23 protein-coding genes are annotated in these 24387 nt (G+C 67.0%); 9 read left to right on the top strand and 14 right to left on the bottom strand.

Annotated elements, in window-relative coordinates; all coding sequences use genetic code 11:
* Positions 1–160: 160 nt before the first annotated feature.
* Entirely contained in the window at positions 161–2047 is a 1887-nt protein-coding gene (locus tag CHINAEXTREME_RS07285; protein WP_007140205.1) for a PINc/VapC family ATPase, read from the bottom strand.
* A 143-nt stretch (positions 2048–2190) separates the two neighbouring features.
* Between CHINAEXTREME_RS07285 and CHINAEXTREME_RS07280 the strand changes: the two genes are divergently transcribed.
* Both CHINAEXTREME_RS07280 and CHINAEXTREME_RS07275 read left to right on the top strand, forming a co-directional pair.
* Positions 2191–3882, top strand: coding sequence for a globin-coupled sensor protein (locus CHINAEXTREME_RS07280; RefSeq protein WP_007140206.1), 1692 nt, complete (start codon positions 2191–2193; stop codon positions 3880–3882).
* A 52-nt stretch (positions 3883–3934) separates the two neighbouring features.
* Positions 3935–5035, top strand: coding sequence for a M20 family metallopeptidase (locus CHINAEXTREME_RS07275; RefSeq protein ID WP_007140207.1), 1101 nt, complete (start codon positions 3935–3937; stop codon positions 5033–5035).
* Between the two features lie 134 nt (positions 5036–5169).
* Here the strand turns inward: CHINAEXTREME_RS07275 and CHINAEXTREME_RS07270 are convergent, their stop codons facing one another.
* Complete coding sequence (locus CHINAEXTREME_RS07270) at positions 5170–5526, bottom strand: hypothetical protein (RefSeq protein ID WP_007140208.1); 357 nt, start codon at positions 5524–5526, stop codon at positions 5170–5172.
* 144 nt (positions 5527–5670) lie between these two features.
* Here CHINAEXTREME_RS07270 and CHINAEXTREME_RS07265 point away from each other — a divergent pair, with 144 nt between their 5' ends.
* The 6 genes from CHINAEXTREME_RS07265 to CHINAEXTREME_RS07240 all read left to right on the top strand — a co-directional run bounded on the left by CHINAEXTREME_RS07265 (position 5671) and on the right by CHINAEXTREME_RS07240 (position 12132).
* Positions 5671–7200, top strand: coding sequence for a carboxypeptidase M32 (locus CHINAEXTREME_RS07265; RefSeq protein ID WP_007140209.1), 1530 nt, complete (start codon positions 5671–5673; stop codon positions 7198–7200).
* 92 nt (positions 7201–7292) lie between these two features.
* Positions 7293–8828 (top strand): carboxypeptidase M32, encoded by a 1536-nt coding sequence (locus CHINAEXTREME_RS07260; protein WP_007140210.1) that lies wholly within the window; start codon positions 7293–7295, stop codon positions 8826–8828.
* A gap of 207 nt (positions 8829–9035) precedes the next feature.
* On the top strand, positions 9036–9464 hold the full coding sequence (locus tag CHINAEXTREME_RS07255; protein WP_007140211.1) for a universal stress protein: 429 nt from the start codon (positions 9036–9038) through the stop codon (positions 9462–9464).
* A 105-nt stretch (positions 9465–9569) separates the two neighbouring features.
* The gene (locus tag CHINAEXTREME_RS07250) at positions 9570–10322 is read left to right on the top strand and encodes an SDR family oxidoreductase (protein WP_007140212.1); all 753 of its coding nucleotides are present in this window, start codon (positions 9570–9572) and stop codon (positions 10320–10322) included.
* A gap of 86 nt (positions 10323–10408) precedes the next feature.
* The gene (locus CHINAEXTREME_RS07245) at positions 10409–11089 is read left to right on the top strand and encodes a hypothetical protein (RefSeq protein WP_007140213.1); all 681 of its coding nucleotides are present in this window, start codon (positions 10409–10411) and stop codon (positions 11087–11089) included.
* Between the two features lie 71 nt (positions 11090–11160).
* Positions 11161–12132, top strand: a complete 972-nt coding sequence (locus tag CHINAEXTREME_RS07240; protein WP_007140214.1) for a cobalamin-binding protein — start codon at positions 11161–11163, stop codon at positions 12130–12132.
* An 87-nt stretch (positions 12133–12219) separates the two neighbouring features.
* On the opposite strand, the gene CHINAEXTREME_RS07235 is transcribed toward CHINAEXTREME_RS07240, so the two are convergent.
* The 10 genes from CHINAEXTREME_RS07235 to CHINAEXTREME_RS07190 form a co-directional block, all read right to left on the bottom strand.
* Entirely contained in the window at positions 12220–12657 is a 438-nt protein-coding gene (locus CHINAEXTREME_RS07235) for a hypothetical protein (RefSeq protein WP_193790362.1), read from the bottom strand.
* 107 nt (positions 12658–12764) lie between these two features.
* The gene (locus CHINAEXTREME_RS07230; protein WP_007140216.1) at positions 12765–14261 is read right to left on the bottom strand and encodes a sulfatase-like hydrolase/transferase; all 1497 of its coding nucleotides are present in this window, start codon (positions 14259–14261) and stop codon (positions 12765–12767) included.
* Positions 14262–14303: 42 nt separating this feature from the next.
* Entirely contained in the window at positions 14304–15029 is a 726-nt protein-coding gene (locus tag CHINAEXTREME_RS07225) for a helix-turn-helix domain-containing protein (protein ID WP_007140217.1), read from the bottom strand.
* Positions 15030–15484: 455 nt separating this feature from the next.
* Positions 15485–16783, bottom strand: coding sequence for a histidine--tRNA ligase (gene hisS / locus CHINAEXTREME_RS07220; protein ID WP_007140218.1), 1299 nt, complete (start codon positions 16781–16783; stop codon positions 15485–15487).
* Between the two features lie 121 nt (positions 16784–16904).
* On the bottom strand, positions 16905–17918 hold the full coding sequence (locus CHINAEXTREME_RS07215; RefSeq protein WP_007140219.1) for a hypothetical protein: 1014 nt from the start codon (positions 17916–17918) through the stop codon (positions 16905–16907).
* Positions 17915–18928, bottom strand: a complete 1014-nt coding sequence (locus tag CHINAEXTREME_RS07210; protein ID WP_007140220.1) for a S49 family peptidase — start codon at positions 18926–18928, stop codon at positions 17915–17917. The genes CHINAEXTREME_RS07215 and CHINAEXTREME_RS07210 overlap by 4 nt, the downstream gene beginning before the upstream one ends.
* A gap of 239 nt (positions 18929–19167) precedes the next feature.
* On the bottom strand, positions 19168–19830 hold the full coding sequence (locus CHINAEXTREME_RS07205) for an HAD family hydrolase (RefSeq protein ID WP_238593365.1): 663 nt from the start codon (positions 19828–19830) through the stop codon (positions 19168–19170).
* A gap of 126 nt (positions 19831–19956) precedes the next feature.
* The gene (locus tag CHINAEXTREME_RS07200) at positions 19957–20547 is read right to left on the bottom strand and encodes an alpha hydrolase (RefSeq protein ID WP_007140222.1); all 591 of its coding nucleotides are present in this window, start codon (positions 20545–20547) and stop codon (positions 19957–19959) included.
* Positions 20548–20557: 10 nt separating this feature from the next.
* A complete protein-coding gene (locus tag CHINAEXTREME_RS07195; protein WP_007140223.1) occupies positions 20558–20905 on the bottom strand; it encodes a DNA-binding protein in 348 nt (115 codons plus the stop codon).
* Positions 20906–21075: 170 nt separating this feature from the next.
* Complete coding sequence (locus CHINAEXTREME_RS07190) at positions 21076–21531, bottom strand: 30S ribosomal protein S19e (RefSeq protein WP_007140224.1); 456 nt, start codon at positions 21529–21531, stop codon at positions 21076–21078.
* Positions 21532–21664: 133 nt separating this feature from the next.
* Between CHINAEXTREME_RS07190 and thiL the strand changes: the two genes are divergently transcribed.
* On the top strand, positions 21665–22597 hold the full coding sequence (gene thiL / locus CHINAEXTREME_RS07185; RefSeq protein WP_007140225.1) for a thiamine-phosphate kinase: 933 nt from the start codon (positions 21665–21667) through the stop codon (positions 22595–22597).
* A 2-nt stretch (positions 22598–22599) separates the two neighbouring features.
* Here thiL and CHINAEXTREME_RS07180 read toward each other — a convergent pair whose 3' ends face one another.
* Positions 22600–23763, bottom strand: coding sequence for a site-2 protease family protein (locus CHINAEXTREME_RS07180; protein WP_007140226.1), 1164 nt, complete (start codon positions 23761–23763; stop codon positions 22600–22602).
* A 187-nt stretch (positions 23764–23950) separates the two neighbouring features.
* The gene (locus CHINAEXTREME_RS07175; RefSeq protein WP_007140227.1) at positions 23951–24196 is read right to left on the bottom strand and encodes a DUF7123 family protein; all 246 of its coding nucleotides are present in this window, start codon (positions 24194–24196) and stop codon (positions 23951–23953) included.
* Positions 24197–24387 lie beyond the last annotated feature (191 nt).

Here is a 24387-nt window from a genome sequence, read left to right as displayed (position 1 = left end):
TAATCGGATCCTTCCGATCGATCGCCCCCTCGAGTTCCTCGGCGATCGCGCTCCCGCGGGACACCTGGATCTCACGCGCGCACCTTTTTCCGCTCGGGTGCGCCGCTGGCGCACCGCTCGCGCAAAAATCTGCACCAAAAAACGGCTGTACTCAGGACGACTACGAGGACGGCACGACCGTAATCGGATCCTTCCGATCGATCGCCCCCTCGAGTTCCTCGGCGATCGCGCTCCCGCGGGACACCTGGATCTCCCCGCCGCGGCTCACCGTCGCGGTGAAGAGGTAGTCGCCGCCGGCCTGGACTTCGACGGTCTCGCCGTGGTTGCCGTCGACGGGGATGACGATGTGCCTGGAGGTCACTTCGGGCGTAACCATCTGTCCGGCCTGACCCCCGCTGCCGCCGTCACCGCTCGCGCCGGCACCGCCGGAGCCAGCGCCCGCGCCGTAGTTCGGGTTCTCGTCGTGAGTCCGAACGTCGATGTCGATCCCCAGGCGGTTCTCGACGTCCGTGATGCGGCCGCCGCCCTTGCCGATGACGCTCGAGATGTCGTCCTCCTCGACGTAGACGACCGCCTTGTCCTGGCTCCGGAGTTCGACGTCGACGTAGCCCCGGGCGATCGAACGGATCTCGCGTTCGATCTCCTGTTTGGCGATGCGATCGACGCCGGACTCGCTGCCGGGGCCGCCCTCCTCGTCTTTGAGCGGGACGGTGACGACCTGGCGGTTGAACGTGTAGATCTCGTACTCGGGTTCACCCGTCTCGAAGTTGGTGACCTGGATGACCGGGCGGGCGAGGTCCTCCTCGGTGAGGCCCGCGGGGACCTTGACCTCCGTCCGCACGTCGTAGACGGTCTCGACCTCGCCGGCCTCGATGTAGACGACGGTGTCGACGACCTGCGGGATCATCCCGAGTTCGACGCGGCCGACGAGTCGCTGGAGGGCGTCGATCGGTCGGGTCGCGTGGACGACGCCGATCATCCCGACGCCGGCCAGGCGCATGTCGGCGAAGACCTCGAAGTCGTCGGTCTTGCGGACCTCGTCGTAGATGGTGTAGTCGGGACGAACCATCAGCAGGGCGTCGGCGGTCTTTGCCATCTGCCCACCGAGTTCCGTGTACTGGGTGATGTCGGGGCCGACCTGCAGGTCCCGGGGCTTCTCCATCGTCTTGACCGCGTAATCGTGGTCCGAGATGAACCGGGCGACCGCCTGCGCGAAGGTCGACTTCCCGGCCCCGGGCGCACCCGAGATGAGGACGCCGCGCTGACGCTCGAGCAACCGCTCTTTCAGTTCGTCGGCGTTCTCGTAGTCCTCGATATCGGTCTGGGCGATCGGGCGGACCGCCGTGATCTCGATGCCGTCCGAGAACGGGGGACGGCCGATCGCGATCCGGTAGTCCCGGAACTGGACGATCTTCATGCCCGGCTCGGAAAGCTCGAGGAAGCCGTCCGGCGACTCCTTTGCCGCGTCGACGACCTCGCGGGCGTACTCGTCCATCGTTCCCTCGTCGAGGGGATCCTCGGCGATCTCCTGGTAGTGCATGTCGCCGAGTTCGCCTCGCTTGGCCATTGGCACGGCACCGGTCTTGAGGTGAACGCTCATCGTCGAGTCGTCGAAGTAGTTCTCGACGGTGAGCGTGCCGACCTCGACCTCGCGGGTCTCGGGGGAGATATGTTCGACGTCGAGTCCCTTCGCCTCGGCGACCTCCGCCTGGACGACATCGCTCGTGAGGAAGGTCGCGTCCAGGTCCTCCGCCAGATCGCGGATGATCGCGTCGATCTCGCCCTCAGAGGCGTGGCCGCGCTCGATGGCGCTGGGTCGTTCGCCGACGTACTCGAGTTCGATCTCGCCCTCGTCGGCCAACTCGGCGAGCCGCTGGAGTTCCTCGAGGCCGTCCCAGCCGGTCTCGATGCCGTCGTTGGCCTGCGCCTCGAGTTCCGCGACGACGGCTTCGGGAACCGAGATCGTCGCTCCCTCGAACTGCCCGTCTTCGATCGTCGACGAGACGCGGCCGTCGATGACCACGCTCGTGTCCGGCACGACGTTCATACGCTCACTCGGGTACGTACGCCCATAAGGGTGTTCACGTCGTTAGACGGGATGCCAGCCCGCTCCAGCCCGCCCTGGGGAGAACTGTCACGTTGTTGGAATCACCGACCAAAATTTAAATTCCGAACCGAACACGTTCTGCCATGGATCCGGAGCAAACGTTCGGCCAGGGTGGGCTGAACGAGTTCCTCGAGGTCGAACGGCTCGTCGACGGGATCGGACTCGACGCCGAAGACATCGCCTGGCGCAAGGACTTCATCGGCTTCGACGAGGCCGACGGGCGCCGACTGGCCGACCTCGAGCCGATGCTGCGCGAGAGCCAAACCGAGATCGCCGACGAGTTCTACGAGAACCTGCTCGAGTACGAACAGGCCCGGGAGATCATCGAGCGCTCGCCGAAGGGCGTCGAACAGCTCAAACAGACCCAGCGGGCCTACCTCGTCTCGCTCGCGACCGGCGACTACGACCTGTCGTACTTCGAGAACCGGGCCCGGATCGGCAAACTCCACGAACTGCTGGACATGCCCCTGAAGCAGTACGTGGGGCAGTACGGCGTCTACTACGATCTCATCATGCGCCGGGTGAACGAGCGCGTCCAGCAGCAGGTCGTCGACGCGATCGAGGAGTGGCTCGCCGAACGCGAGGACGAGGCCGACGGCGGGCTGGGGCGGCTCGTCGGTGCCCTCGGCCTCGCGGACGACGACTCCGAGGTCGACGGGCTCGAGGAGACCTTCGAGGAGACCGTCCGCGGAGCGATCGACGACGGGATGCAGGACGTGCTCTCGCTGTTGCGGATCATCAACCTCGACATGCAGATCGCGACCGAGACCTACGTCGAATCGTACGCGCGGGACCTCGAGGAGGCCATCGAGCGCCACGAACGGCTCGCCCACGACGTCGAGGCGGACGTCGAGAAGCCCCTCGACGAGATCCACGAGGCCAGCGAGGTCGTCGCGCGCCGGGCGGAGGGGATCAGCCAGCACACCGAGAGCCAGGCGGCAAACGTCCAGGAGGCCGCAAGCGAGATCGACGAAGTCAGCGCCGCCGCACAGGAGGTCGCGAGCGTCGCGGCAGAGACCCGCGAGGAGAGCGAGCGAACCGAACGGCTCGCGGCCGAGGGGGCCGACGCCGCCGACGAGGCCCTCGCGGAACTCGAGGCGATCGAGGCGGCGACCGACCGCGTCGCGTCGGCGGCGGCGGATCTCGAGTCCCGGACCGAGGAGATCGACGAGGCCATCGAACGGCTCGACGCGCTCGCACAGCGGACGACCATCCTCGCGTCGAACGCCAAGATCGAGTCGACCCGTTCCGAGGGGGACGACGACGCGCTGGCGATCATCGCCGACGAGGTGCGTTCCTTCGCCGAGCAGACCAAAGCCGACGTGGACGCGATCGAGACCGCCCTCGAGGGCGTCGCAGCGGCGACCGAGGACGCCGTCGAAACGGCCGACGAGACGAGCGAACGCGTCGACCGCGGCGGCGACTGCATCCGGGAGACGGCCGCGTCGCTCGAGGAGATCCACGAGTCCGCCCGGTCGACCGCCGCGGGGATGGACGACGTCGCCGCGGCGGCCGACCAGCAGGCCCGCAGCGTCGAGGCGACGGCCGAGTCGGTCGACGCCCTCTCGCGGACCGCCGAACAGGTCGCCGACGCGGCGGAGTCTGTCGCGGCCGCGAGCCAGGAACAGACCGCGAGCCTCCAGGAGGTGAGCGAGGCCGTCTCGCGGCTGACCGACGTCGACACGGTCGACCGGGAACCGGTGTACGAACGCGTCGCCGAGGGCCAGGGCGAGGACGGGGCCGGGACCGGGGCCGGGACCGAACGGCGAGCGTAGCCGACGCGAACGCGCCGGTGCAATCAACACGCGGGCCGCCGAACCGTGGTCCATGGACGCGAACGCAAGCGTCGTCGACCTGACCCGCGAGTTGGTCTCGATCCCGAGTTACGACGACGAGACCGCCGCGGGCGATTTTCTCGAGGAGTGGCTGCGACGGGAAGCCGACGCGGACACGACGATCACTCGCGACGGGGTCGGGAACGTGATCGCGAGGAAGGGTGCTGCGGGCGGAGAGACGCTCGCGCTGGTCGGCCACCACGACGTGGTCGAACCCGCCGCGTCGCAGGTCGCGAGCGACGACGAGTACACCGTCGAGGAGCGCGACGGGCGGCTCTACGGCCGCGGGACCGCGGACATGAAAGGCGCCGTCGCGGCCGCCGCGCTCGCGTTCGTCGAGGCCGACCCCGCCGGCGAACTCGTCTTCGCCAGTTTCGTCGGCGAGGAGGTCGGCGGTGTCGGCGCGCGACACGCTATCGACGAAGGATTCACACCCGACTACGCCGTCGTCGGCGAGGGATCGACCGGCTACTCGAGCCCGGGCGTCACCGACGTCGCCGTCGCCCACAAGGGGCGACGCGGGAGCACGATCACGGCGGTCGGGACGGCCGCCCACGCCAGTGAGGCCGACGCCGGCGAGAACGCCGTTTACCGGGCGACCGACGCCGTCTCCGTCGTTCGGGACCTCGAGCCCCCGGCCGTGGAGGTGGCCGGCGAGCGACTCGAGGGGAGCGTCGTCGTCACCGAGATCGAGGGCGGGACGGCGATGAACGTCGTGCCCGACCGCTGTGAAGTCACGGTCGACGAGCGGACGGTACCCGACGAGCGTGCGCCGCTCGAGCGCGTCGAGGGGATCGAGGGCGTCGCGTGGACCGTCGACCAGGACCTGCCGCCGATGCGCTGTGACGACGAGACCTTCGCCGAGGCCGTCCGCGAGGCGGCCGACGCGGCCCAGTCGGGGACACCCGAACGCGTCGTGAAACCCCACGCGACCGACGCCGGCTGGCTCTCGGCCGCCGGGACGGAGTGTGTCGTCTGTGGCCCCGCCGAACCCGGCGAGGCCCACACCGACACGGAAAGCGTCTCGATCGACGTGCTCGAACGCTGCCGGGAGACGTACCGGCGGGTCGCGGAGGGGTGGACGGGCGAGTAATACTGTCGGACAGAAGTCAATACGAAGCCGATCGTGAGTTCGGCGTCGTCGCCACCGGTGACGACTCCAGGGGACCGATCGGCTTCACGTAGTTCTGTCCAACAGTATAAGGAGCCGTCGCGGTGACCGCCTGGTTACAGTCCCGGGACGCCGACCGCGTTGAACCCCGTGATCCCGACCGCTGCGAGCGCGTAGAGCGCGACCAGGACGGTCACCCACGCGAGCAGGCCGATCATCGCGGCGGCCGTCCAGTCGCCCGGGTACCGGACGTTTATCACTGCGACGTATGCGAGCAGGGCGAGCAACGGCCCCAGAAGCGGTATCCAGCCGACGAAGAAGCCGACGACCGCCCAGACGATCGCGCCGATCAACGCGGTGACGATCGCGTGATCGTAGTCACCCGCGCCGACGATCACGCGCGCGCCGACGTAGATGCCGAGCGCGCCGATGAGCAGGCTAGCGACGAAGACGATGATCGATGCGACGACCATGTGTAGAACTCGTCAGCCGGAACGAACAGTTCACGGCTTGCACCTTCTCGTCGGATTTTACCCGTAGCCTCGAGTCGTTCCGCGAACCGCTCGAAGACGCCCGGAACCAAGACGTTGATGACAGTTCATCCAATACATCCGACGATGGCAACCGATCAGGCCGAGCCCGAAGGGGACGGAACCGAAGACGCCTACGAACGGTTCGAGGAGCGCGTCCAGCGCATCTCGAACGTCTCGAACGCTGCCGGCGTCCTGCGATGGGACCAGGAAGTCGTCATGCCCGAGGCGGGGACGCCCGCCCGGGCACAGCAGCTCTCGACCCTGTCCTCGATCGGACACGAACTGCTGACCGCCGACGAGACCGGCGACTTGCTCGAGGAACTCGAGGACTCCGAACTCTCCGGCGAGCAGGAGGCCGTCGTCCGGGAGATTCGCCGCCAGTACGACCGCGAGACCAGCGTCCCGGGGGAACTCGTCGAGGAGATCTCCGAGACGACCGCCAACGCCCACCCGAAGTGGAAAAAAGCCAAGGAGGAAGACGACTTCGAGGAGTTCGCGCCCGTCCTCGAGAAACTCGTCGAACTCAAGCGGGAGTACGCCGAACACGTCGATCCCGACGCCGACCCCTACGCGGTCCTCTTCTCGGAGTACGAGCCGTACCTCGACCTCGAGACCGCCGAACGCGTGCTCGAGCGGCTTCGGGACGAACTCGTCCCGCTGATCGACGCGATCGACGACAGCGACGTCGACCTCGCGACCGACGCTTTCAGCGGGGAGTTCGACGACGACGACCAGGAGGCGCTCGCCCGCGACGTCCTCGACTCGCTGGGCTACGACTGGGATCGTGGCCGCCTCGATACCGCGCCCCACCCGTTCTCCTCGGGAACACAGTTCGATGCCCGCGTTACCACGCGGTTCGACGAGGAGGACCTGCTGGGCTCGATCACGTCGACGATCCACGAGTTCGGCCACGCCAACTACACGCTCGGCCTGCCCGACGACGGCTACGGGACGCCGCTTGGCGAATCCCGCGACCTCTCGGTCCACGAGTCCCAGTCGCGACTCTGGGAGAACCACGTTGGTCGCTCCCGGCCGTTCTGGGAGGGCTTCCTGCCGACCGCCCGCGAGCGGTTCCCCGGACTCGCCGAGGTCACGCCCGAAGAAGCGTACGAGGCCGCAAACCAGGTCTACGACGACAACCTCATCCGGGTCGAGGCGGACGAACTCACCTACCACCTCCACATCGTCATCCGGTTCGAGATCGAGCGCGAACTGATCTCGGGCGACCTCGCAGTCGAGGACGTGCCGGAGGTCTGGAACGACAAGTACGAGGAGTATCTGGGTGTCCGCCCCGAGACCGACGCGGAGGGCTGTCTCCAGGATATCCACTGGTCGCACGGCTCCTTCGGCTACTTCCCGACGTACTCGCTGGGTTCGGTGCTCGCGGCGCAGCTGTATGCCGCCGCCGAGGACGAGCTAGGCGACCTCTCCGAGGACATCCGCGACGGCGAGTTCGACGAGCTCAACGGCTGGCTCCGCGAGAACGTCCACCAGCACGGCTGTCGGTACACCACGCCCGAACTGATCGAACGCGCGACCGGGGAGTCGTTCACCGCGGACTACTTCCTCGAGTACGTCGACGAGAAATACGGCGACCTCTACGACCTCTCGTAAGGTAATTCGGTCGCCACCGCGCGTTCTCGTCGAGCCTTCGTCGGTCGCCCCTACCCGAGGATTTAGTATCGTTCCCCGTTTCGAACCGAAACATGGCAACTGCTGACGAGGGCCACGACATCGAGAGTGCGCCCGACGCGTACCGCGACCTCCTCGAGCGCTCCGAGAAACTGACGAACCTCCGAATGGCGTCGATGGCGCTGGGCTGGGACCAGCGCGTGATGATGCCCGAAGGCGGGACCCCCGCCCGCGCGGGCCAACTCTCGACGATTTCGGGCGTGAGCCACGATCTGCTCGTCGACGACGAGGTGGGGGAGTGGCTCGAGGAATTGAAGCCCGCCGAGCTAACCGACGAACAGGCCGCCGTCGTCCGCGAACTCCGGCGGGAGTACGAGCGCTCCGCGGAGGTACCGTCGGATCTCGTCGAACGGCTCGCGGCCCACCAGGCCGAAGCCCAGCAGGTCTGGCAAGAGGCCAAAGCGGAGGACGACTTCGAACACTTCGCACCCGCCCTGGAGGAGCTGCGGGACCTCCACCGCGAGCGGGCGGCGGCGATCGACTCCGACGCGAACCCCTATCGGGTGCTCTACGAGGACAGCCAGCCGTACCTGCCGCTCGAGACCGTCGAGGACATCTTCGACGAACTTCGCGAGGGGCTCGTGCCGCTGATCGAGGCGATCGAGGCGGACGGCCGGGAGCTACCGTCGGTGTTTCGCGATCTGGAGTACACCTACGACGAGGCGGATCAGATGGCCCTCTCGGAGGAAGTCGTCGATCTGCTGGGCTACCCCGAGGAGCACGGCCGCCTCGACACCGCGCCCCACCCGTTCATGTCGGGCAACCAGTTCGACGCCCGGATCACCACGCGGTTCAAGGATGACGACCCGATCGATGCGCTGACGGCGACGATCCACGAGTTCGGCCACGCGAGCTACCAACTGGGCCTCCCGAAGGCGGAGTACGGCAATCCGCTCGGCCAGTCCCGATCCTCCGGCGTCCACGAGTCACAGTCCCGGTTCTGGGAGAACCACGTCGGTCGCACGAAGCCGTTCTGGGAACTGTTCCTGCCGCGGGTGAAAGAACACTTCCCGCACTTGGAGGACGTCACCGTCGACGAGGCCTACGCCGCCGTCAACCGGATCTACCCCGAGAACCTCATCCGGGTCGAGGCGGACGAACTCACCTACCACCTCCACATCATCCTCCGGTGTGAGATCGACCGGGCGTTCGTCGAAGGCGACCTCGCGGTCTCGGAGATCCCCGAGGTCTGGAACGAGAAGATGGAGGAGTACCTGGGCGTCCGCCCCGAGACCGACGCGGAGGGCTGTCTCCAGGACACCCACTGGTCGAGCAGTTTCGCCGCCTTCCAGGGGTACACCGTCGGCAGCGTCCTGGCCGCGCAGTTAGACGCCGCGATCCGGGAGGACTTGGACGTCGACGGTCTCGTCCGCGAGGGCGAGTTCGAGCCGATCTGGGAGTGGATGACCGACCACGTCCACCGGTACGGGCAGCGGTACCCGACTGAGGAACTGATCGAGGTCGCGACGGGCGAACCGCTGACCGCCGATTACTTCCTCGAGTACGTCGAGTCGAAGTACGGCGAGTTGTACGACCTCGACGGCTACTGATACGGATCGTTGGTGCGTTTTACCGGTAATCGCCGTCCTGGCGGATCGATCACCGGTAACGAACTCCAACGGACCGTATGAGTCGACCGGCTCCCCGTCGCTCACGAAGGCACGGCCGGTACGCCGGTGTCGCCTCGAGTCGGCGACGGGTCGAAACCGCTACCCGGAGCCGCAAAACCTTATGCTGCGGGTCGGTCTTGTACGCACATGGACACGAGCTACGATCGGGACCTTCTCGAGCACGTCCTCCTGCCAGTCGCACACCCGGACGATGCCCGCCGGTCGGCGAAAGCCCTGGCGCGGTACGACCCCGGCCGTGTGACGACCCTGCACGTGGTCGAGAAGGGCGAAGGCGTCCCCGACAAGACGCCGGTCGAACAGTCCGAGGAGATCGCCGCGGAGTCGTACGCCGCCGTCCGGGAGGTGTTTCCAGACGCCGGCGAGCACACGGCCTACGCCCGGAACGTCGTCGACGCCATCCTCGAGGCCGCCGACGAGGTCGGTGCGAGCGCTATCGTCTACCGGTCGCGCGGCGGCAGCCGACTGATGCAGTTCCTCTCGGGGGACCTGTCGCTGAAACTGGTGACCAAGGCCGACCGGCCGGTCGTCGCGCTCCCGACCGCCGAGGACGACTGACCGTCGACTGCCGCGGGGACTGCACGCGCTCGGTCGAGGTCCTTTCGGCTCGAGCGAGGCCCGCTCCCGAAACCGATTAGGGCCGCGACGCGGTCGTTTCACTCGATGACACGACCCAGCGACGGCACCCTCGAGCGAAGCGTCGCGATCGTCACCGGCGCGAGTGCCGGCATCGGCGCGGCGACCTGCCGCCGGCTCGCGGCGGCGGGAGCGAACGTCGTACTGGCGGCCCGCAGCGAGGATCGGCTGACGGAACTGGCGACCGAACTCGAGGCCGAACACGGCGTCGAGACGCTGGTCGTTCCCACGAACGTTCGGGAGGAGGAGGAGGTCGACGCGCTGATCGACCAGACGATCGAGGCGTTCGGCGGCATCGACGTGCTGGTGAACAACGCCGGCCTCTCGCGGGGCAGCGACGTCGCCGAGCTAACGACCGAGGAGTACGAGACGATGCAGGAGACCAACGTCGACGGCGTCTTCTACGCGACGCGGGCGGCGATCCCCCACGTCCGCGAGCGCGACGGCCACCTGATTTTCGTCGGGAGCTTCGCCGGCCAGTACCCGCGGTCGTTCAACCCCGTCTACGCGGCCTCGAAGTGGTGGGTTCGCGGGTTCGCCAAGAGCGTCGCCGCCCAGGTCGGCGACGACGACGTCGGCGTCACGATCGTCAACCCCTCGGAAGTTCGCTCGGAGTTCGAGGCCACCGACGGGCAGACCTTCGCCGAGCGCTTCGAGGAGGGCGAGGTGACCGAACCCGAGGAGGTCGCCGACGCGATCGTCTTCGCCGCGAGTCAGGAGCGCTCGAGCGTGAGCGAACTCGACATCAACCGCCGGGACAAGTTCGCGGACGGGTTCTGATCGGCGGAGAGTCCGTTCGCCCGATATACCCCGACCCTGGATCTGCCGGCATGGCACTCAGGAGCCGTCGTCGCCACGACTCGAGTATGCGCGTCTCCATTCCAGGCGTTCCGGGCCTCTACTACGACACCGACGCGGGAACGACGGCGATCGCGACGGTCTTCTCCGCGGCGGGTCGCCGAGCGCCGAAACCCCAGGGATACGCACTGCAGGTCCTGCCGTACCTCTGGTCGTTTGACGTGGACCTGCGGGAAGTACCCAACGAGCACCCGATCCAGTACCTCCATCCGGAAGGAGCACGGAGCCCCGGCGAGTTGCCCTCCGGGGTGGCCCGCGACCTCGGGGCCGGGCCGGCGATGGCCGCGGGTGACCTGTCTCCCGATTACGATCATGACACCGACCACGATCATACCCACGACTCCGAACTCGCACCCGAATCCGGGCCCGAACCCGAACCCGACCGCGGGCACGGACCCGGACGCAGCGCCGTCGGCTCCGCCGGCGCGGAACTCGAGTCCGTGTTGCGATTCGTCTGGGAGGTCAACCGCGAGGTCGAGTCGGCCGCGAGCCGAATGCTCGGCCGGTCCGAGGACCACGACGGCGTCGTGGTCGAGATCCAGGAGGGAAGCATCAACGTCGACGGCGACGAACTCGAGACCGACGAGTTCGACGTCGAGGACGGCGACAGCCCGGGCGGATCGGACCTCGACGCCGATCCGGACTCGAACGCGGACGCCGATCGATACGACACCGGCGGCGAACGATAGCCTGTGCCAACCACGGCGCCGTTTGTTTCACTATGACAATGATTTTGTCCGTCGGCGTCCAACCGGGGCTCATGCGCGTCGTTACCACGCTCCCGTCGGCGACGGAGATCGTCGCCGCGCTCGGGCTCGAACCCGTCGGCGTCTCCCACGAGTGTGACTTTCCCCCCGAGGTCGAATCGCTGCCGTCGGTTACCCGATCGCGCATCGAGTCGGCCGCCTCGAGCGGGGAGATCGACCGACAGGTACTCGAGACGACGGCCGACGAGGACGGCGTCTACGAGGTCGACGTCGCCACGCTCGAGCGGCTGGACCCCGACCTGATCGTCACCCAGGGGATGTGCGACGTCTGTGCGGTCGACGAGGCCGTCGTCGCCGACGCCGTCGCGGAGATCGACGCCGATCCGGAAGTGCTGACCACGGACCCCCACAGCGTCGAGGACGTCCTCGCCGACGTGGACCGCATCGGCGCGGCGACGGGCCGCGAGGAGCGCGCCCGCGAGGTCCGAACCGAACTCGAGGAGCGGATCGCCGCCGTCAGGGACCGCACCGCCGGGCTGGGCCTCGAGAGCGAGGATCGCCCGCGGGTCGCGATCTTCGACTGGACCGACCCGGCGATGATCGCCGGCCACTGGACGGCCGAACTCGTCGAGTGGGCCGGCGGCGAGTACGGCCTGGCCGATCCGGGCGAGCGGTCCCGACCCCGCGAGTGGGACGAGATCCGCGACTACGACCCCGAGGTCGTGATCGTCGCCCCCTGCGGGTTCGACCTCGAGCAGACGGCCGCGAACCGGACCGACCTCACAGAGCGCGAGGGGTGGGCGGACCTGACGGCCGTTCGCGAGGGACGCGTCTGGGCGATGGACGGCGACCACTACCTCAACCGGCCGGGCCCGCGGCTGGTGGACACGCTCGAGGCGGTCGCGCCGATCGTCCAGCCGGGGCCGGGGGACGTCGGGCCGCCGACGGAAGTCGCGATACCGTTCGACGAACTCGCCGAACTGGAGTCACGCACCCTCGCGCCGACCGACTCCCGGGGGGAGTGATCGTCCGGCCCTCCCGCGAGTCGATGCTGGCCTCGAGGCGGTCGGGAATCAGGAGCCGTCGTCTTTCTCTTCGTCTCGCTCTCGCTCTTACTCTTGCTCTCGTTCGAGTTCGTGTGCCTGCTGCCGGAGCTTCGCCGCCTCCTCGCGCAGCTCCGTGGTCTCGTCTTCCAGTTTCTTCCCGACGAGGTACTCGAAGTCGTCGGGCATCAGTCCGCGCTGGATGTCGATCGTGACCATCGCGTCGCAGTCCTCGACGATCTCGGGCGCCCACGATCCCTGGGCGAGCTTCGACTCGTCGGAGACGGCCGCCTCGCCGTCCTCGACGTCGATGAACGCCGTCACGGTGTTCCAGATCCCCGGGTCGCTCGTCGTCGCCTCGTCGTACAGGCCCTCGAGTCGGGTGTCCCTGACGGGGTTGTCCCGAAGTTCGACGATCAGATCCTCGAGCCCACTGGCGATCCGTTCGAGGTCGTCGGCCTCTTCTCGGAGTTCGTCGGGGCCGGGGTCGCCCGCAGCGGCCGTCATCGTCGCCACACCCCCTCGGGTTCGTTCGCGTCGTCGGTCATGGACGGGGGTAACCGCCTCGGGACCGTAAACGTACGCTTTGGCGAGGGCCGATCGCGTCACGGGAGTCAGTCCGCCGACGTCTCCTCGAGGTCGAGGGCGTCCGGCACCCATCCCCGGTTCGGGTCGTCCGTGCGATCCATCCATTCGACCAGTCGCTCCCGCATCGACGCCCGGACGTCCGCGTAGTCGGGGTGATCGATCAGGTTCTGCAACTCGGCCGGGTCGGCCTCGAGTTCGTACAGTTCGTCGACGTCAGGGCCGTTGTAGACGTACTTGTACCGGTCTGTGCGGACCATCCGCTGGCTGTAGAGGCCGAACTCGTCGCCGTGATACTGGGCGAAGACCGAGTCGGGCCACACGTCGTCGGGGACTGTCCCCCCGTTCTCGAGTAACGGGACGAGGCTGCGGGCGTCGAACGCCCCGGGAACCGAAACGCCGGCCAACTCGAGGAACGTCGGTGCCAGGTCGTGCAGGAGGACGGGGGCCGCACGGACCGACCCCGGGTCGATCTCGCCGGGCCACCGTATCTGCAGCGGGATCCGGTAGGTGTCGTCGTACATCAGCGGCCCCTTGTTGAACTGGCGGTGACCCCCGGCGAAGTCCCCGTGGTCGGAAGCGTGAACGACGACCGTCCCGTCGGCCAGGCCGTACTCGTCGAGCGCCTCGAGGACCCGTCCGAGTTGGTCGTCGATCAGCGTCACGAACCCCCAGTACTTCGCGATGGCTTCGGCCCATAGCTCCCGGTCGAAGCCGGCGACGCCCCGGTAGTGGAGGTAGTTCTCGTGGACCTGTGGCTTCCCGTCGAAGGTCTCGGCGTAGCTGTCGGGTAGTTCGACCTCGTCGGGATCGTACATCGAGGCGTACGGTTCGGGGACGACGTAGGGGTGGTGGGGCCCGTAGAAGTCGGCACGGTGGAAGAACGGGCCGGGGTCGCCGTCCCCATCAGCGTGGGACTCGAGCGCCTCGATCGTCCGCTCCGCGAGGAACCAGGCGCGGGTCTCCTCGACGTCGACCGGCGTCGTCGCCGCGACGAAGGTTCCCTCGCTGCCGTCCCGCGGGTCCTCGCCCGTGTAGAGTTCCTCCTCGAGGTCGACCTCCCCTACGGGAGTGCCACGCTCCCGCCGGTACTCGCGGAACGCGTCGTCGATGTCGTCGTGGTGGACGTCGCTGCCGCCCAGATAGGAGAAACCGAACGTTTCGGGCGTCTGATCCCGGCCGACGTGCCACTTCCCCGTGTACGTGCAGTCGTAGCCGTTCGCGTCCAGCAGTTCGGAGAACGTCGGGATGTCGGCGGGCAGGTTCGGTCGGATGGCATCGTCCTCGTGGCAGTTGTTCAGCATCCCGTGGCCGTGGGGGAACTGGCCGGTCAGCAGCGACGCGCGGGCGCTCGAGCAGATACTGATCGGGGTAAAGGCCCGTTCGAACCGCAGCCCTTCACTCGAGAGTCGGTCGATTGCCTCGGTTTCGGCCGGCGGACCGTCCGGGGCCGAGAGATCGTATCGCTCCTGGTCCGTGAGCACGAGTAGAACGTTCGGGCGGGTGTCGGGGTCGGAATCGGCCATCGGACGTCGTACACCGGCCCCGTAGTTAACGGTGGGCCTGGATCACGACGCGTTTTCCGGCTCGCGGTCTCCGTCCCCATCCCGGCCAGTGTCGGCATCGGCCTCCTCGAGATCGGCACCCACCGTCGACCCGACGAGCCGCGAGAGTCCGCGGTGGAGCCGTCGGGAGATCGCCCGCTGGCTGAGTCCGAACTCCTCGGCCAGTTCGGTCTGGGTGATCCCCCGCGGCTGGCGGAAGTAGCCCGCCTCGTAGGCGTGTCGGACCGTCTCGCGTTGCTCGTCGGTGAGTTCGTACCCGCCGTCGGCACCGGCTTCCAGCCCCGTTTCCGCGGCCGTATAGATCCTGTCGACCGTGATCGAGACGTCGTGCTCGTGACAGTACTCTCGGAACCGACTCACAGCAGCCCGCTCGCCGAATCGGATGGTGACGCGCCATCCCTCTTCCGTCCCCCGCCCGCGGAGGATCGTCCCGCCGATTTCGGTGACGCCGCGGACGAACCCCTCGATCTCCGCGTTCCACCGCGCCCGATACAGCCGGCCCTCGTCGGTCCGGGAGACCTCCTCGAGTTCCCGGACCGCGCGACGTTCCCGGAGATCAGACTCGAAAGCGTCGCGCTCGGTCTTCCCCCACACCCAGAAGAAAGGGAGAGCCGTCTCGTCGGTCGGGACGATCCGCTCGAGTTCGACCCGGCGCGACGGCTCGCGTTCGATCGCCACGCCGAGCGGGAACGCCGCTAACGGAAGGCGAAACTCGAGTATCGTCGACATATCGGTCCTATCGGCGTGATCGGAAAATATTCTGTGCCTGTACCGATCGGTCGGTCTCATCAACCCCGTCTATGTAGAACCAGTTCGTTCACGGGACGTGCACGCGTCGGTGCCGTCGTGGGGGACGCGTACTGCAGAACCTGCGACTGGCAGGAAACGGCAGGGGAGTCGACGGCACTCGATCGGGCGATGCTCGAACACTTTCGCGAAACGGGGCACGCGGTCGAGCGAGCGGACATCGAGCGGGGTGGCTCCGGCGATCACGGAAGGCACGGAACAGCGGAGACGGCCGGAACGGGCACGGCTCCCAGGGGTTCCGGTTCCGGTTCCGGTTCCGGTTCCGGTTCTGGGAGTCGATTCCCGGCGATCGGTCGACTCGAGCGGACGCGAGAGCGTTGACGGGGGCAGAGGGCGTAACGACTACGACACCGACACCGACACCGTAGACCGCCGCGTCAGGCGAAATCGTCGAACGTCGGACGGTCGCGCTCGCCGGGGAACTCGTCGACGGGGACCTGTGTCTGGTCGCCCGTTTCCATGTCTTTGATCGTTAGTTCGTCGTTCGCCAGGTCCTGTTCGCCGACGATGACGACCGTCTCGGCGTTGATCGAGTCCGCGTAATCGAGTTGCGCGCCGAACGACCGGCCCGCGACGTCGGTCTCGACGACGTGACCGCGGTCGCGCAGCGTCTGGGTAACCCGGGCGGCTTCCGTGCGGGTATCGCCGATCTGGAGGACGTAATAGTCGGTCGTCAACTCCTCGTCGGGCCAGACACCCGCCCGCTGGAGGAGCAGCGTCAGCGGTGCGAGTCCAGGTGCGACGCCGACCGCAGGAGTGGGCTGGCCGCCGAACCCCTCGATCAGGTCGTCGTACCGGCCGCCGCCGAAGATCGCCCGCGAAACTTCGCCCGTCGAGTCGAAACACTCGAAGACGACGCCCGTGTAGTAGTCCAGACCACGGGCGGTCTCGAGCGAGATCGTACAGTGCTCGCGCGCGCCGAAGTCCTCGGTGGCAGCAAGCACGTTCTGGAGGTTCTCGACCGCGTCGGTCACCCGTTCGGTCTCGGCGAAGGCCTTGACCTCCTCTAGGTCCCCGCCGGCGACGAGGTCGTCGAACTCGGCCGCCTGATCGTAGTCGAGGCCGGCCTCGACGAGCAGGTCGTGGTACTCTGCAGTCGAGATCTTCTCTGACTTGTCGACGGCCCGAATCGCTTCGATAGTGTCGACGTCAGCATCGTAGGTCTCGAGAACGCCACCCAGGATATCGCGGTGGGAGATGCGGAACTCGAAGTGCTCGCCCGTGAGCCCGAGGTTCGTCAGGGCGTCGGCGGCCCACGCCAGGATCTCGGCGTCGGCCTCGGGTTCGGCCGAGCCGAAGATGTCAACGTTGGTCTGGTAGAACTCGCGCTGGCGGCCCTGCTGGACCTGCTCGTAGCGCCAGAACGGCCGCGTGGAGAACCACTTGATCGGCTTCGAGAGTTCCTGCTGTTTGGCGACGACCATCCGCGCGACGGTCGGCGTGAGTTCCGGCGTCAGCGTGACGTGGCGGCCACCCTGGTCCTCGAACGCGTACAGTTCCTCGACGATCTCGTCGCCGCTCTTGTCTGTCCACATCTCCGCGCGCTCCAGAGCGGGCGTCCCGATCTCGCGGAAGCCGTACTCACGGGCGGTATCCTCGAGGGTATCGATGGTCTCCCGACGAGCGGCCATCTCCTCGGGGTAGAAATCACGAAAGCCCTTGATTCGGTCGTACATGGAAAGGGGTTGGCCGAGCGCGGACTTCTATCCTTTCCTCTCGACCGGAGAGTCAAGAGTCTGCGCGTACCGCTCGAGTCGGGCCCCAGAGAGCAGGGTCGAACTCCGTAATTTCGCCCCGCTATTCACCCTGGGCAGGAGCACGATCGGGATCAGCGTCGGTATCGGCCTCGTCGTCGCCGAGATCGTCGGTCGCCGCGTCCCCGCTGACGAGGAACTCGAGAACGTTCCCGATGAATACCTCGTTGTCGGCGACGTTGTAGTTCTCGGTGGTCATGAGGGCCGTATCACCGATAGCGACCGCGTTGTCGTTCCGGGCGGCGACGGCGTACTCGTCGGCTTCGCGGCTCTCGGAGTGTTCTACCGTCGGGTTCGTCGTCAGCAGTTCGTCGCCTGCGGTCAGCACCTGCGTCGGACCGTCGAGAACGACGCGATCGACCCCTTCGGTGAGGTCCGAGTCGGCCGGCGGCGTCACGCCGATCGTTCGATAGTTCGTCTCGTAGTTCTCCATGTCGTACAGGTAGCCGGTGTCGTAGCCGATCCCGAAGGGGGAGGTCACCGACGCGAACTCGCCGTCGTCGTCCATCGTCGGCCCCATCAGCCCGAACGGACCGAGGATCGACCCGCTGTCATCGCTCTCGGGACCGCCGAGGAACAGGACGCGACCGTCCGCCTCCGCGAACTCGGAGACGAGTTCGGCCTCACTCGGCAGGTACCGGGCCCCGGGGTCGACCACGACGTACGCGTCGGCTCCCTCGAGCGCGTCGGTAAGCCCTTCCTCGCGCTGCTCGGGCCGCGCGTCGGGGTCAAGGTCGTAGTATTCGACCGTGTGCCCGGCCGCCGTCAGGGCCGAGACCGCCGGCTGGAGGTCCTCGACGGAAACGTCGTTCGCGTGGGCGACGTCGATCACGATCGTCTTCGAACCCGTCCCAGCGTCGATCGAGATGTCGCCGCCGCGCTCGAGTACCGGTGCGTCGACGCTCTCGGGCTGAAGGTGAGCCTCCTCGACGGTGGGTTTCTCGGTCGTGCCCTGGTCGGTGACGACGCCGGCGGTGGCGACGCCAGTGACCGTCAACGCGACGACGACGGCGAACACGAGGAGCCGCGATCGAAGTTCGTCCCGATTCACGGTCATGGTCGTTCACCTCCGTCGGTATCGGCGTCTCCGTTTCCGTTTCCGTTTCCGTCTGCGATCTGCGTGGCGGCATCGGATTCGGCCGTATCGACGACCGTCCCGCTCTCGCCCTCGACCGAACCCCACACAGCGAGGAACGCGGGTGTCTCGACGCCGCCGTAGTCGCCGAACGTCTGGGGGTGGTCGTGCGGTTCGTCGACGACGACTGGGTCGCCGTCTTCGCCACCCTCGAAGAGGATCGGCAGTCCGAGCGTCCGATCGTCGCTCAGTTCGACGACCTCGTAATCGTTCAGTCCGGCCCGTTCGGCGGCCGCTCCGATCGCGACGTCCGTGTCACCGATCTCGTCCGCGAGTCCGTTGTCGACGGCTTCGACGCCGATGTAGACGTTCGCGTACGCGAGTTCCGTCTCGGAGAGGTCGAGTTCGTCGCCGCGGTGTTCGACCACCGAGCCGATGAACGTCTGTTTCATCTTCTCGGCCCGCTGTTTGACCTGTTCTCTCGTCATCCCGGATTTGTCCGGACCCGTCGTGATCTCCCGGTCAGGGGACGAAGAATCGATGTGGGTCGCACGCACGCCGATGCTTCCGACGGTCGAACTCGGGTTGACGTAGATTTCGTCGCTGGGGGCGCTCATGTAGTACCCGCCCGACGCACCCACGGACTGGATGCTCGTGACGACTGGCATCTCCTGGGCGGTTCGCTCGACCGCCAGGTAGAGACTCTCACTGGCCGTGACCCCGCCGCCGGGACTGTCGACGGCCAGGACCACGGCGTCGATCGATTCGTTCTGTCGCGCTTCCCGCAAGTCGTCCGTCACTGCTTCAGCGCTCCGTTCAGTTATCGAACTGTCCATCTCGATCACTGCAACCGTGCCGTCGGGTTCGCTCGTCGCCCCCCAGGCAACCGGAGCGACGGCGGCTCCGACGAGGAGGGCGATCAGGACGATCGTCACGTACGACCGCGCGATCGTCCCGAGCAGGTTCCGGACGGCGTCTAGATATCCACTCATGTTCCAGTGCGGCCGAAGTTATATAGTAAGTATACTAAAATTATTCTATCTTATTTTACTCTAGAAATTGCGGACTAATAGCTGGCGAGAGGCGGACCGGGGATCGACAGCAGTATCACCTTATCGAACTGGCATAAAAGGGGGAGACGAGCGTTTTCCGGGTCTGAAATCGCGCGACGGACCCATGTTGGCCCACCACTGGTCGAACGCTCCGCTACCAACGGCGGGACGCCTCGCAATCAGGAACTGATCGTCCCGTCCAGTAGGGGACGCAACACTGCGGCCAGATCGTCGAGATCGGCCACCGTCAGTGTCGCTTCCGTGCGAACGTCGTCGCCGACGTACACCGTTTCGAACCCACACTCTCGAGCGGGAACGATGTCCTCCTCGAAGGTGTCGCCGACGTAGACGAACGTTTCAGCGGGAAGTTCCGCCTTCGCGTGCTCGAAAATTTCGCTCGCCGGCTTGCGAGCGCCGAACTCGTTCGAGACGACGACCGACTCGACGAGGTCGTCGAGTCCGTGCGCTGTGAGTTTGCGCCGCTGCATCCGCCCGTCGCCGTTCGTGAGAACTCCGGCGCGGTGATCCCGGGCGACGAGTTCGACGAGTCGACGCGTCGTTTCGGGGACCCGGGTCGCGGCGACCTCGGTCTCGACGTATTCGTCCGCGAGCGCCGCGGGATCACCCGGCACGTCGTACTCGCGACAAACGGCGGCGAACGCCCGCTCGTAGGGATCGTCCTCGAGGTCGTCCAGGGCGGCGAGCACCCGGTCGGAGTAGGTCTTCACCATCGATTCGGTCGCATCGACCCCGTCGGGCAGCGTCCGCTCGAACAGCTGGTCGAACGGGCGCGTGTACTCGAGCAGCGTTCCATCGAGGTCGAAATACACGGTCGCTGTCACGTTCGCTGGTCGATTTCCCGGTACGTAATCGTTGCTATCGGGGACGGGAGACGACCGACAGGTACGACGACACTGCGTCGGATCTCGAGTCCAGCACGGAACGGCGAAACCGAAAACCAGGTGGCGTTATCGCACTCCGGTCACGTACGTCTGCTCGTGATCCGGGAAGAAATCCCGGACCGCCTCGCGGCCGTCTTCCTCGGCGATGATCGCCCGTAGTTCGGCCTCGTAGTCGGCCCGGCGGATCTCCTCGCTGGGGCCGACCGTCACCTCGAGGTGGGTGTCGACCAGGCGGTCGACCGCGCCGCGGCCGAATCCCGAGAGGGGTGCGATGTAGTCGACGTCGTGTCGATCCTCGAGGCTCTGTGCCTGTGCGCGGGAGACGGTCGGCACGCGGTCGTCGCGTCGGGTCCCGTCCGCGATGGCGGCGAACTCCGCGGCCGCGAGTTCCTCGAGCGCGTGCTGGTGGACGTGCTGGATGCCGTTCCGGGGGAAGCCGTCCTCCCGGATGCGGTCGACGGCCTCGTAGGCGACGTCCGGATCGAGTTCCAGACGTCGGAAGTCGAACCCGAGGTCGTCGGCGGTCTCGCGGGCGTGCTCCCAGTCGTCGCTGATGCCGAAGTGGGCCGTCGTCAGGGTCACGTCGTAGAAGTCCTCGAGGAGAAGCGCCGCGAGCGTCGAATCCTTCCCGCCGCTGTAGAGCAAGCCGAGGTCCATCACCGTCACGTCACCGGCGCTGGATGTCGAAGCTCTTGGAGTCGGGTTTCAGCTCCTTGAGGAGCTGTTTCATCTTTTCGTCGTCGATTTTGCCCTGGATCCGGCCGCTCCGGGCGAGCGAGACGACCTGGCGCTCGACCTGCTCGCCGAACTGGGGCTTGCTCATCTTGACGGTGTTGAGTCGCTTGCGGGCGTCGTCGGTGAGGTGCTGGCGCAGCACCGCGTTCTTCTGGGCTTCGGCCTGCTGCTTTGCGGCCTCCTGCGTCTCGGCGTCTTGCCCTTCGGCCCGTTCCTGCAGTTGCTCCATCTTCTTCTGTCGCAACTCCTCGAGTTTCTCCTCGTCCGGGCGTTCGCTCATGACTATACGAGTATACTCCTGCAGGCGGGAAAATGATTACGGACTTCCGACCGACAGACGCCGGGCTGTCGGAGAAAGCGAGGGTGTCGCCGGGAAAACGAACGTCCGCGGCGTCGGGGGAGGTTACGGTATCGTGCCGTCTCGTCTCGTATAGTGGAGTGTAGTGTAGTCTACGCGTAGCGCTCGAGTTCCGGACGGTCGAGTTCTTCCAGGACGTCGCCGGCCGTGTCGTCCAGCAGACTCTGGCCATCGGGGGTGACGCGGCGACCTTCGCCCTCGGCGGTCTCGACGAGCCCTTCCTCCTCGAGTTGCTGGAGGATGGTCCGGATCAGGTTCCGGGAGCCGTCGGTACGGTGAGCGGGAGCGACGCGGTAGCGGGTGGACCCGCCCTTCGCGCCGCCGTACTCGGTCGCGAGCCGTTCGACACCGACGGGGCCGCGGTCGGCGACCTTGCGCAGGAGACTCGCGGCGCGGACTGCCCAGAAGTCCTCCTGTTCGGGCGGGAGTTCGCGGTCGGCGCCGGTCTTGGTGAACTGCGCCCAGTCGGGTTCGTCGAGCCGTTCCTCGAGGTCCTCGGCGAGCGCCTCGATGAGGTCGTCCGCCGGAACGTCGTACATCGTAGCCATTGGCGTTGGGTTCCCTGCCGCGGCATTTAAGACCATCGTATTCGTGTCCGCGCTGCGGTCCCGGCTTCGGTCGACGCCGCCCGGGACGACTCGGTCCCGGACCGTTTTTCGCCCTCGAGGCGAAACGGCGGGTATGGACGAACGCGGGGCACTGGCGCTGTTGGACGCGGAACTCGAGGCCGTCGGCGACGACGCGGCCGTGATCGACGGGCTGGTCGTGACGACGGACATGCTCCACGACCGGACGGACTTCCCCGAGGGGACGACCCGGTACACGGCCGGCTGGCGGTCCGTCGCCGCGTCGCTGTCGGACGTGGCGGCGATGGGGGCCACGGCGACGGCCGCGGTCGCCGCCTACGCCGCCCCCGCGTTCGATCGGGAGGAACTGCTCGCGTTCGTCCGCGGCGCGAGCGACGTCTGCGAGGCGGTCGACGCCGAGTACGTCGGGGGCGACCTCGACGAACACCAGGAGTTCACGGTGGCGACGACCGCGATCGGTCGCACGGGCGCGGGCGGCGACGGCACGGACCCCGTCCCCAGAAGCGGCGCTCGTCCCGGCGACCGCGTCTGCGTGACCGGGACCCTGGGGCGAAGCGCCGCCGCCCTCGAGATGTTCGAGCGGGCGAGCGACGCCAGCGCCGGCGACTCGAGTGCGGCCGACCTGCGGGAACGTGCCAACGACCTCTTCCGGTTCGAGCCCCGGGTCGCCGCCGGCCGCGCGCTCGCCCCGCACGCAACCGCGATGATGGACTCGAGCGACGGGCTCGCCCGCTCGCTCCACCAGTTGAGCGAGGCCAGTGACTGCGGGTTCGCGATCGACGGCGATCGGGTCCCCATCGACGACGCCGTCCGCGACGTGGCCGACGACGAAGCGGCGGCTCTGGAACTGGCCACGACGTTCGGCGAGGACTTCGAACTGGTCGCGACCGTTCCCGAGGACGAACTCGCGGCCGTCCGGGAGGCCGCTGACGTGCCCGTGACCGAGATCGGGACGGTCCTCGAGCGCGAGGAAGGGATCACCCTCGACGGAGAGCCGTTAGCGGACGAGGGGTACACGCACGGCTAGGGCTACTCGATCACCACGATCGGCACCTGCATGAAACACAGCAAGCCGAGCGCGAAGGTGACGATCCCGAGGACGAACCGTCCGGTCCCGAGTTCCCCGTCGTCCATCGGCTCCGCGGGGCCGACCGACGCCAGTACCGCGGTGAACACCCCCCAGATGCCCCAGATGAGCACCGAGTTCAGCCCGTAGTCGGCCACGTAGTAGAGGTAAGCAGCGAGGCCGAACAGCACGCCGGGCACCAGCGCCGCGATCGTCTCCTGGTAGCGGCCCGCCATCGCCCGCAGGATGTGGCCGCCGTCGAGCTGGCCGACGGGGATCAGGTTGAGGAAGGTGACGAACATCCCGACCCAGCCGCCGATGACGACCGGGTGGACCGCCGTCGCGGGATCGTCCCGGTACAGCGGCTGGTCGAACGCCGCCGCGAGCAACTCGAGCAGCGGCGGGTAGCCTAACTGGATCTGGATGGCGTCGGGATCCTGGACGACCTCCGCGGGCGCGGTGACCGGCGGGAGGTGGAGCCCGACGATCGTCACCCCGATCGTGGCGACGAGGCCCGCGAGCGGCCCGGCGACGCCGATATCGAACAGCGCCTTGCGGTCGGGCATCCGTCCTTTCATTTTGATGACCGCGCCCATCGTCCCGATCAGCGTCGGGACGGGGATGAAATACGGCAGCGACGCCTTGACCTTGTGGTAGCGGCTCAGTACGTAGTGGCCCATCTCGTGAACCCCGAGAACGCCGAGGATGGCGACCGTGAACGGCCACGCGCGCCACATCTCGGTCGGGTTGGCGATCGGGTCGATGTGATACCACATCGACCCGGCAAACAGCGTCGAAACGACCGTCAGCGCGAGCAGGAGGACGTTCGTCCAGGGAACGCCGTCGATCCCGACGCTGATCGGCTCCGCGACGAGTACGTACTCCCCGTGGCGTGTCCGCAACTCGAGGTCGTACCCCGCTTCACGGAAGACGGGCCACAGGTCCTGCATCACCTGCTCGGGCTGTTTCAGCGGGTCACCGTAGTACACGAGCCGGTCGTCGTCCTCGCCCTCAGTTCGGACCTCGTAGACCGCGAACGCCGACCGGATCCGCACGAGGGGCGGCCCAGCCTCGAGGCCGGCGTCGGAGGGCGCCCTCCCGAACCCGGTCGAATCGCCGTCGTCCATCGTGTGCTCTTGACGATGGCCGGGTATAAATCGACTGCTGTCGGTTCGCCTCCCTGCGAACGGGCGAAATCGAGGGTCCTGGCTCCCGTGCTGGAGTCAAACGCAAAGCGGGGCAGAGCGGAGCATGCCGGGGCGAGGGAGGACAGCGAAAGCAGAAAAAACGCGATGATGCGGGGACCAGGCCGCTCTACGCGGGTTCCACGCGCCACGTGGTCGCGCTCGTGTACGACCACTTCTCGATCTCGAGATCACTCGCCGATTCCGAGAGTTTGACCATCAGCGCGCCGATCTCCTTCGGGGAGAGCCCGACCTCGTCGGCGATAAACTTGCCCTTAAAGTAGAGCTCTCCGTCTTCGGCGCGTTCGCGCAGGTAGCGTTTCAGGCGGTGTTCCTTGCTTTCCGTGGAGGGTTGCGTTGTCGTGCTCATCGACATCACCGCGTTGCGGCGGGGGTATGTTATAAAGGCGGGACGGTTAGCGCCGTTTCGTCCGCGTTCAGCAGTTCCGGCGGTAATTGATCTTTTATTCTTTCGTAGTAGATCTTTTACTACCACTTCAGATGGCCCGAGACGTTTTATCGTCGTATCTAATCTATTATACCGTTCGCAATACTCACGGTACCTTT

The sequence above is a fragment of the Halobiforma lacisalsi AJ5 genome, assembly GCF_000226975.2.
Taxonomy (GTDB): Archaea; Halobacteriota; Halobacteria; order Halobacteriales; family Natrialbaceae; genus Natronobacterium; species Natronobacterium lacisalsi.
The sequence above is the reverse complement of the archived record's forward strand: the minus strand, read 5'-3'. Positions and strand labels throughout refer to the sequence as shown.

Bases quoted from the DNA above. Each gene is read 5' to 3' on its own strand.
- CHINAEXTREME_RS07285 (WP_007140205.1), bottom strand. From the start codon at position 2,047: ATGAACGTCGTGCCGGACACGAGCGTGGTCATCGACGGCCGCGTCTCG.
- CHINAEXTREME_RS07280 (WP_007140206.1), top strand. From the start codon at position 2,191: ATGGATCCGGAGCAAACGTTCGGCCAGGGTGGGCTGAACGAGTTCCTC.
- CHINAEXTREME_RS07275 (WP_007140207.1), top strand. From the start codon at position 3,935: ATGGACGCGAACGCAAGCGTCGTCGACCTGACCCGCGAGTTGGTCTCG.
- CHINAEXTREME_RS07270 (WP_007140208.1), bottom strand. From the start codon at position 5,526: ATGGTCGTCGCATCGATCATCGTCTTCGTCGCTAGCCTGCTCATCGGC.
- CHINAEXTREME_RS07265 (WP_007140209.1), top strand. From the start codon at position 5,671: ATGGCAACCGATCAGGCCGAGCCCGAAGGGGACGGAACCGAAGACGCC.
- CHINAEXTREME_RS07260 (WP_007140210.1), top strand. From the start codon at position 7,293: ATGGCAACTGCTGACGAGGGCCACGACATCGAGAGTGCGCCCGACGCG.
- CHINAEXTREME_RS07255 (WP_007140211.1), top strand. From the start codon at position 9,036: ATGGACACGAGCTACGATCGGGACCTTCTCGAGCACGTCCTCCTGCCA.
- CHINAEXTREME_RS07250 (WP_007140212.1), top strand. From the start codon at position 9,570: ATGACACGACCCAGCGACGGCACCCTCGAGCGAAGCGTCGCGATCGTC.
- CHINAEXTREME_RS07245 (WP_007140213.1), top strand. From the start codon at position 10,409: ATGCGCGTCTCCATTCCAGGCGTTCCGGGCCTCTACTACGACACCGAC.
- CHINAEXTREME_RS07240 (WP_007140214.1), top strand. From the start codon at position 11,161: ATGCGCGTCGTTACCACGCTCCCGTCGGCGACGGAGATCGTCGCCGCG.
- CHINAEXTREME_RS07235 (WP_193790362.1), bottom strand. From the start codon at position 12,657: ATGACGGCCGCTGCGGGCGACCCCGGCCCCGACGAACTCCGAGAAGAG.
- CHINAEXTREME_RS07230 (WP_007140216.1), bottom strand. From the start codon at position 14,261: ATGGCCGATTCCGACCCCGACACCCGCCCGAACGTTCTACTCGTGCTC.
- CHINAEXTREME_RS07225 (WP_007140217.1), bottom strand. From the start codon at position 15,029: ATGTCGACGATACTCGAGTTTCGCCTTCCGTTAGCGGCGTTCCCGCTC.
- hisS (WP_007140218.1), bottom strand. From the start codon at position 16,783: ATGTACGACCGAATCAAGGGCTTTCGTGATTTCTACCCCGAGGAGATG.
- CHINAEXTREME_RS07215 (WP_007140219.1), bottom strand. From the start codon at position 17,918: ATGACCGTGAATCGGGACGAACTTCGATCGCGGCTCCTCGTGTTCGCC.
- CHINAEXTREME_RS07210 (WP_007140220.1), bottom strand. From the start codon at position 18,928: ATGAGTGGATATCTAGACGCCGTCCGGAACCTGCTCGGGACGATCGCG.
- CHINAEXTREME_RS07200 (WP_007140222.1), bottom strand. From the start codon at position 20,547: ATGGACCTCGGCTTGCTCTACAGCGGCGGGAAGGATTCGACGCTCGCG.
- CHINAEXTREME_RS07195 (WP_007140223.1), bottom strand. From the start codon at position 20,905: ATGAGCGAACGCCCGGACGAGGAGAAACTCGAGGAGTTGCGACAGAAG.
- CHINAEXTREME_RS07190 (WP_007140224.1), bottom strand. From the start codon at position 21,531: ATGGCTACGATGTACGACGTTCCGGCGGACGACCTCATCGAGGCGCTC.
- thiL (WP_007140225.1), top strand. From the start codon at position 21,665: ATGGACGAACGCGGGGCACTGGCGCTGTTGGACGCGGAACTCGAGGCC.
- CHINAEXTREME_RS07180 (WP_007140226.1), bottom strand. From the start codon at position 23,763: ATGGACGACGGCGATTCGACCGGGTTCGGGAGGGCGCCCTCCGACGCC.
- CHINAEXTREME_RS07175 (WP_007140227.1), bottom strand. From the start codon at position 24,196: ATGTCGATGAGCACGACAACGCAACCCTCCACGGAAAGCAAGGAACAC.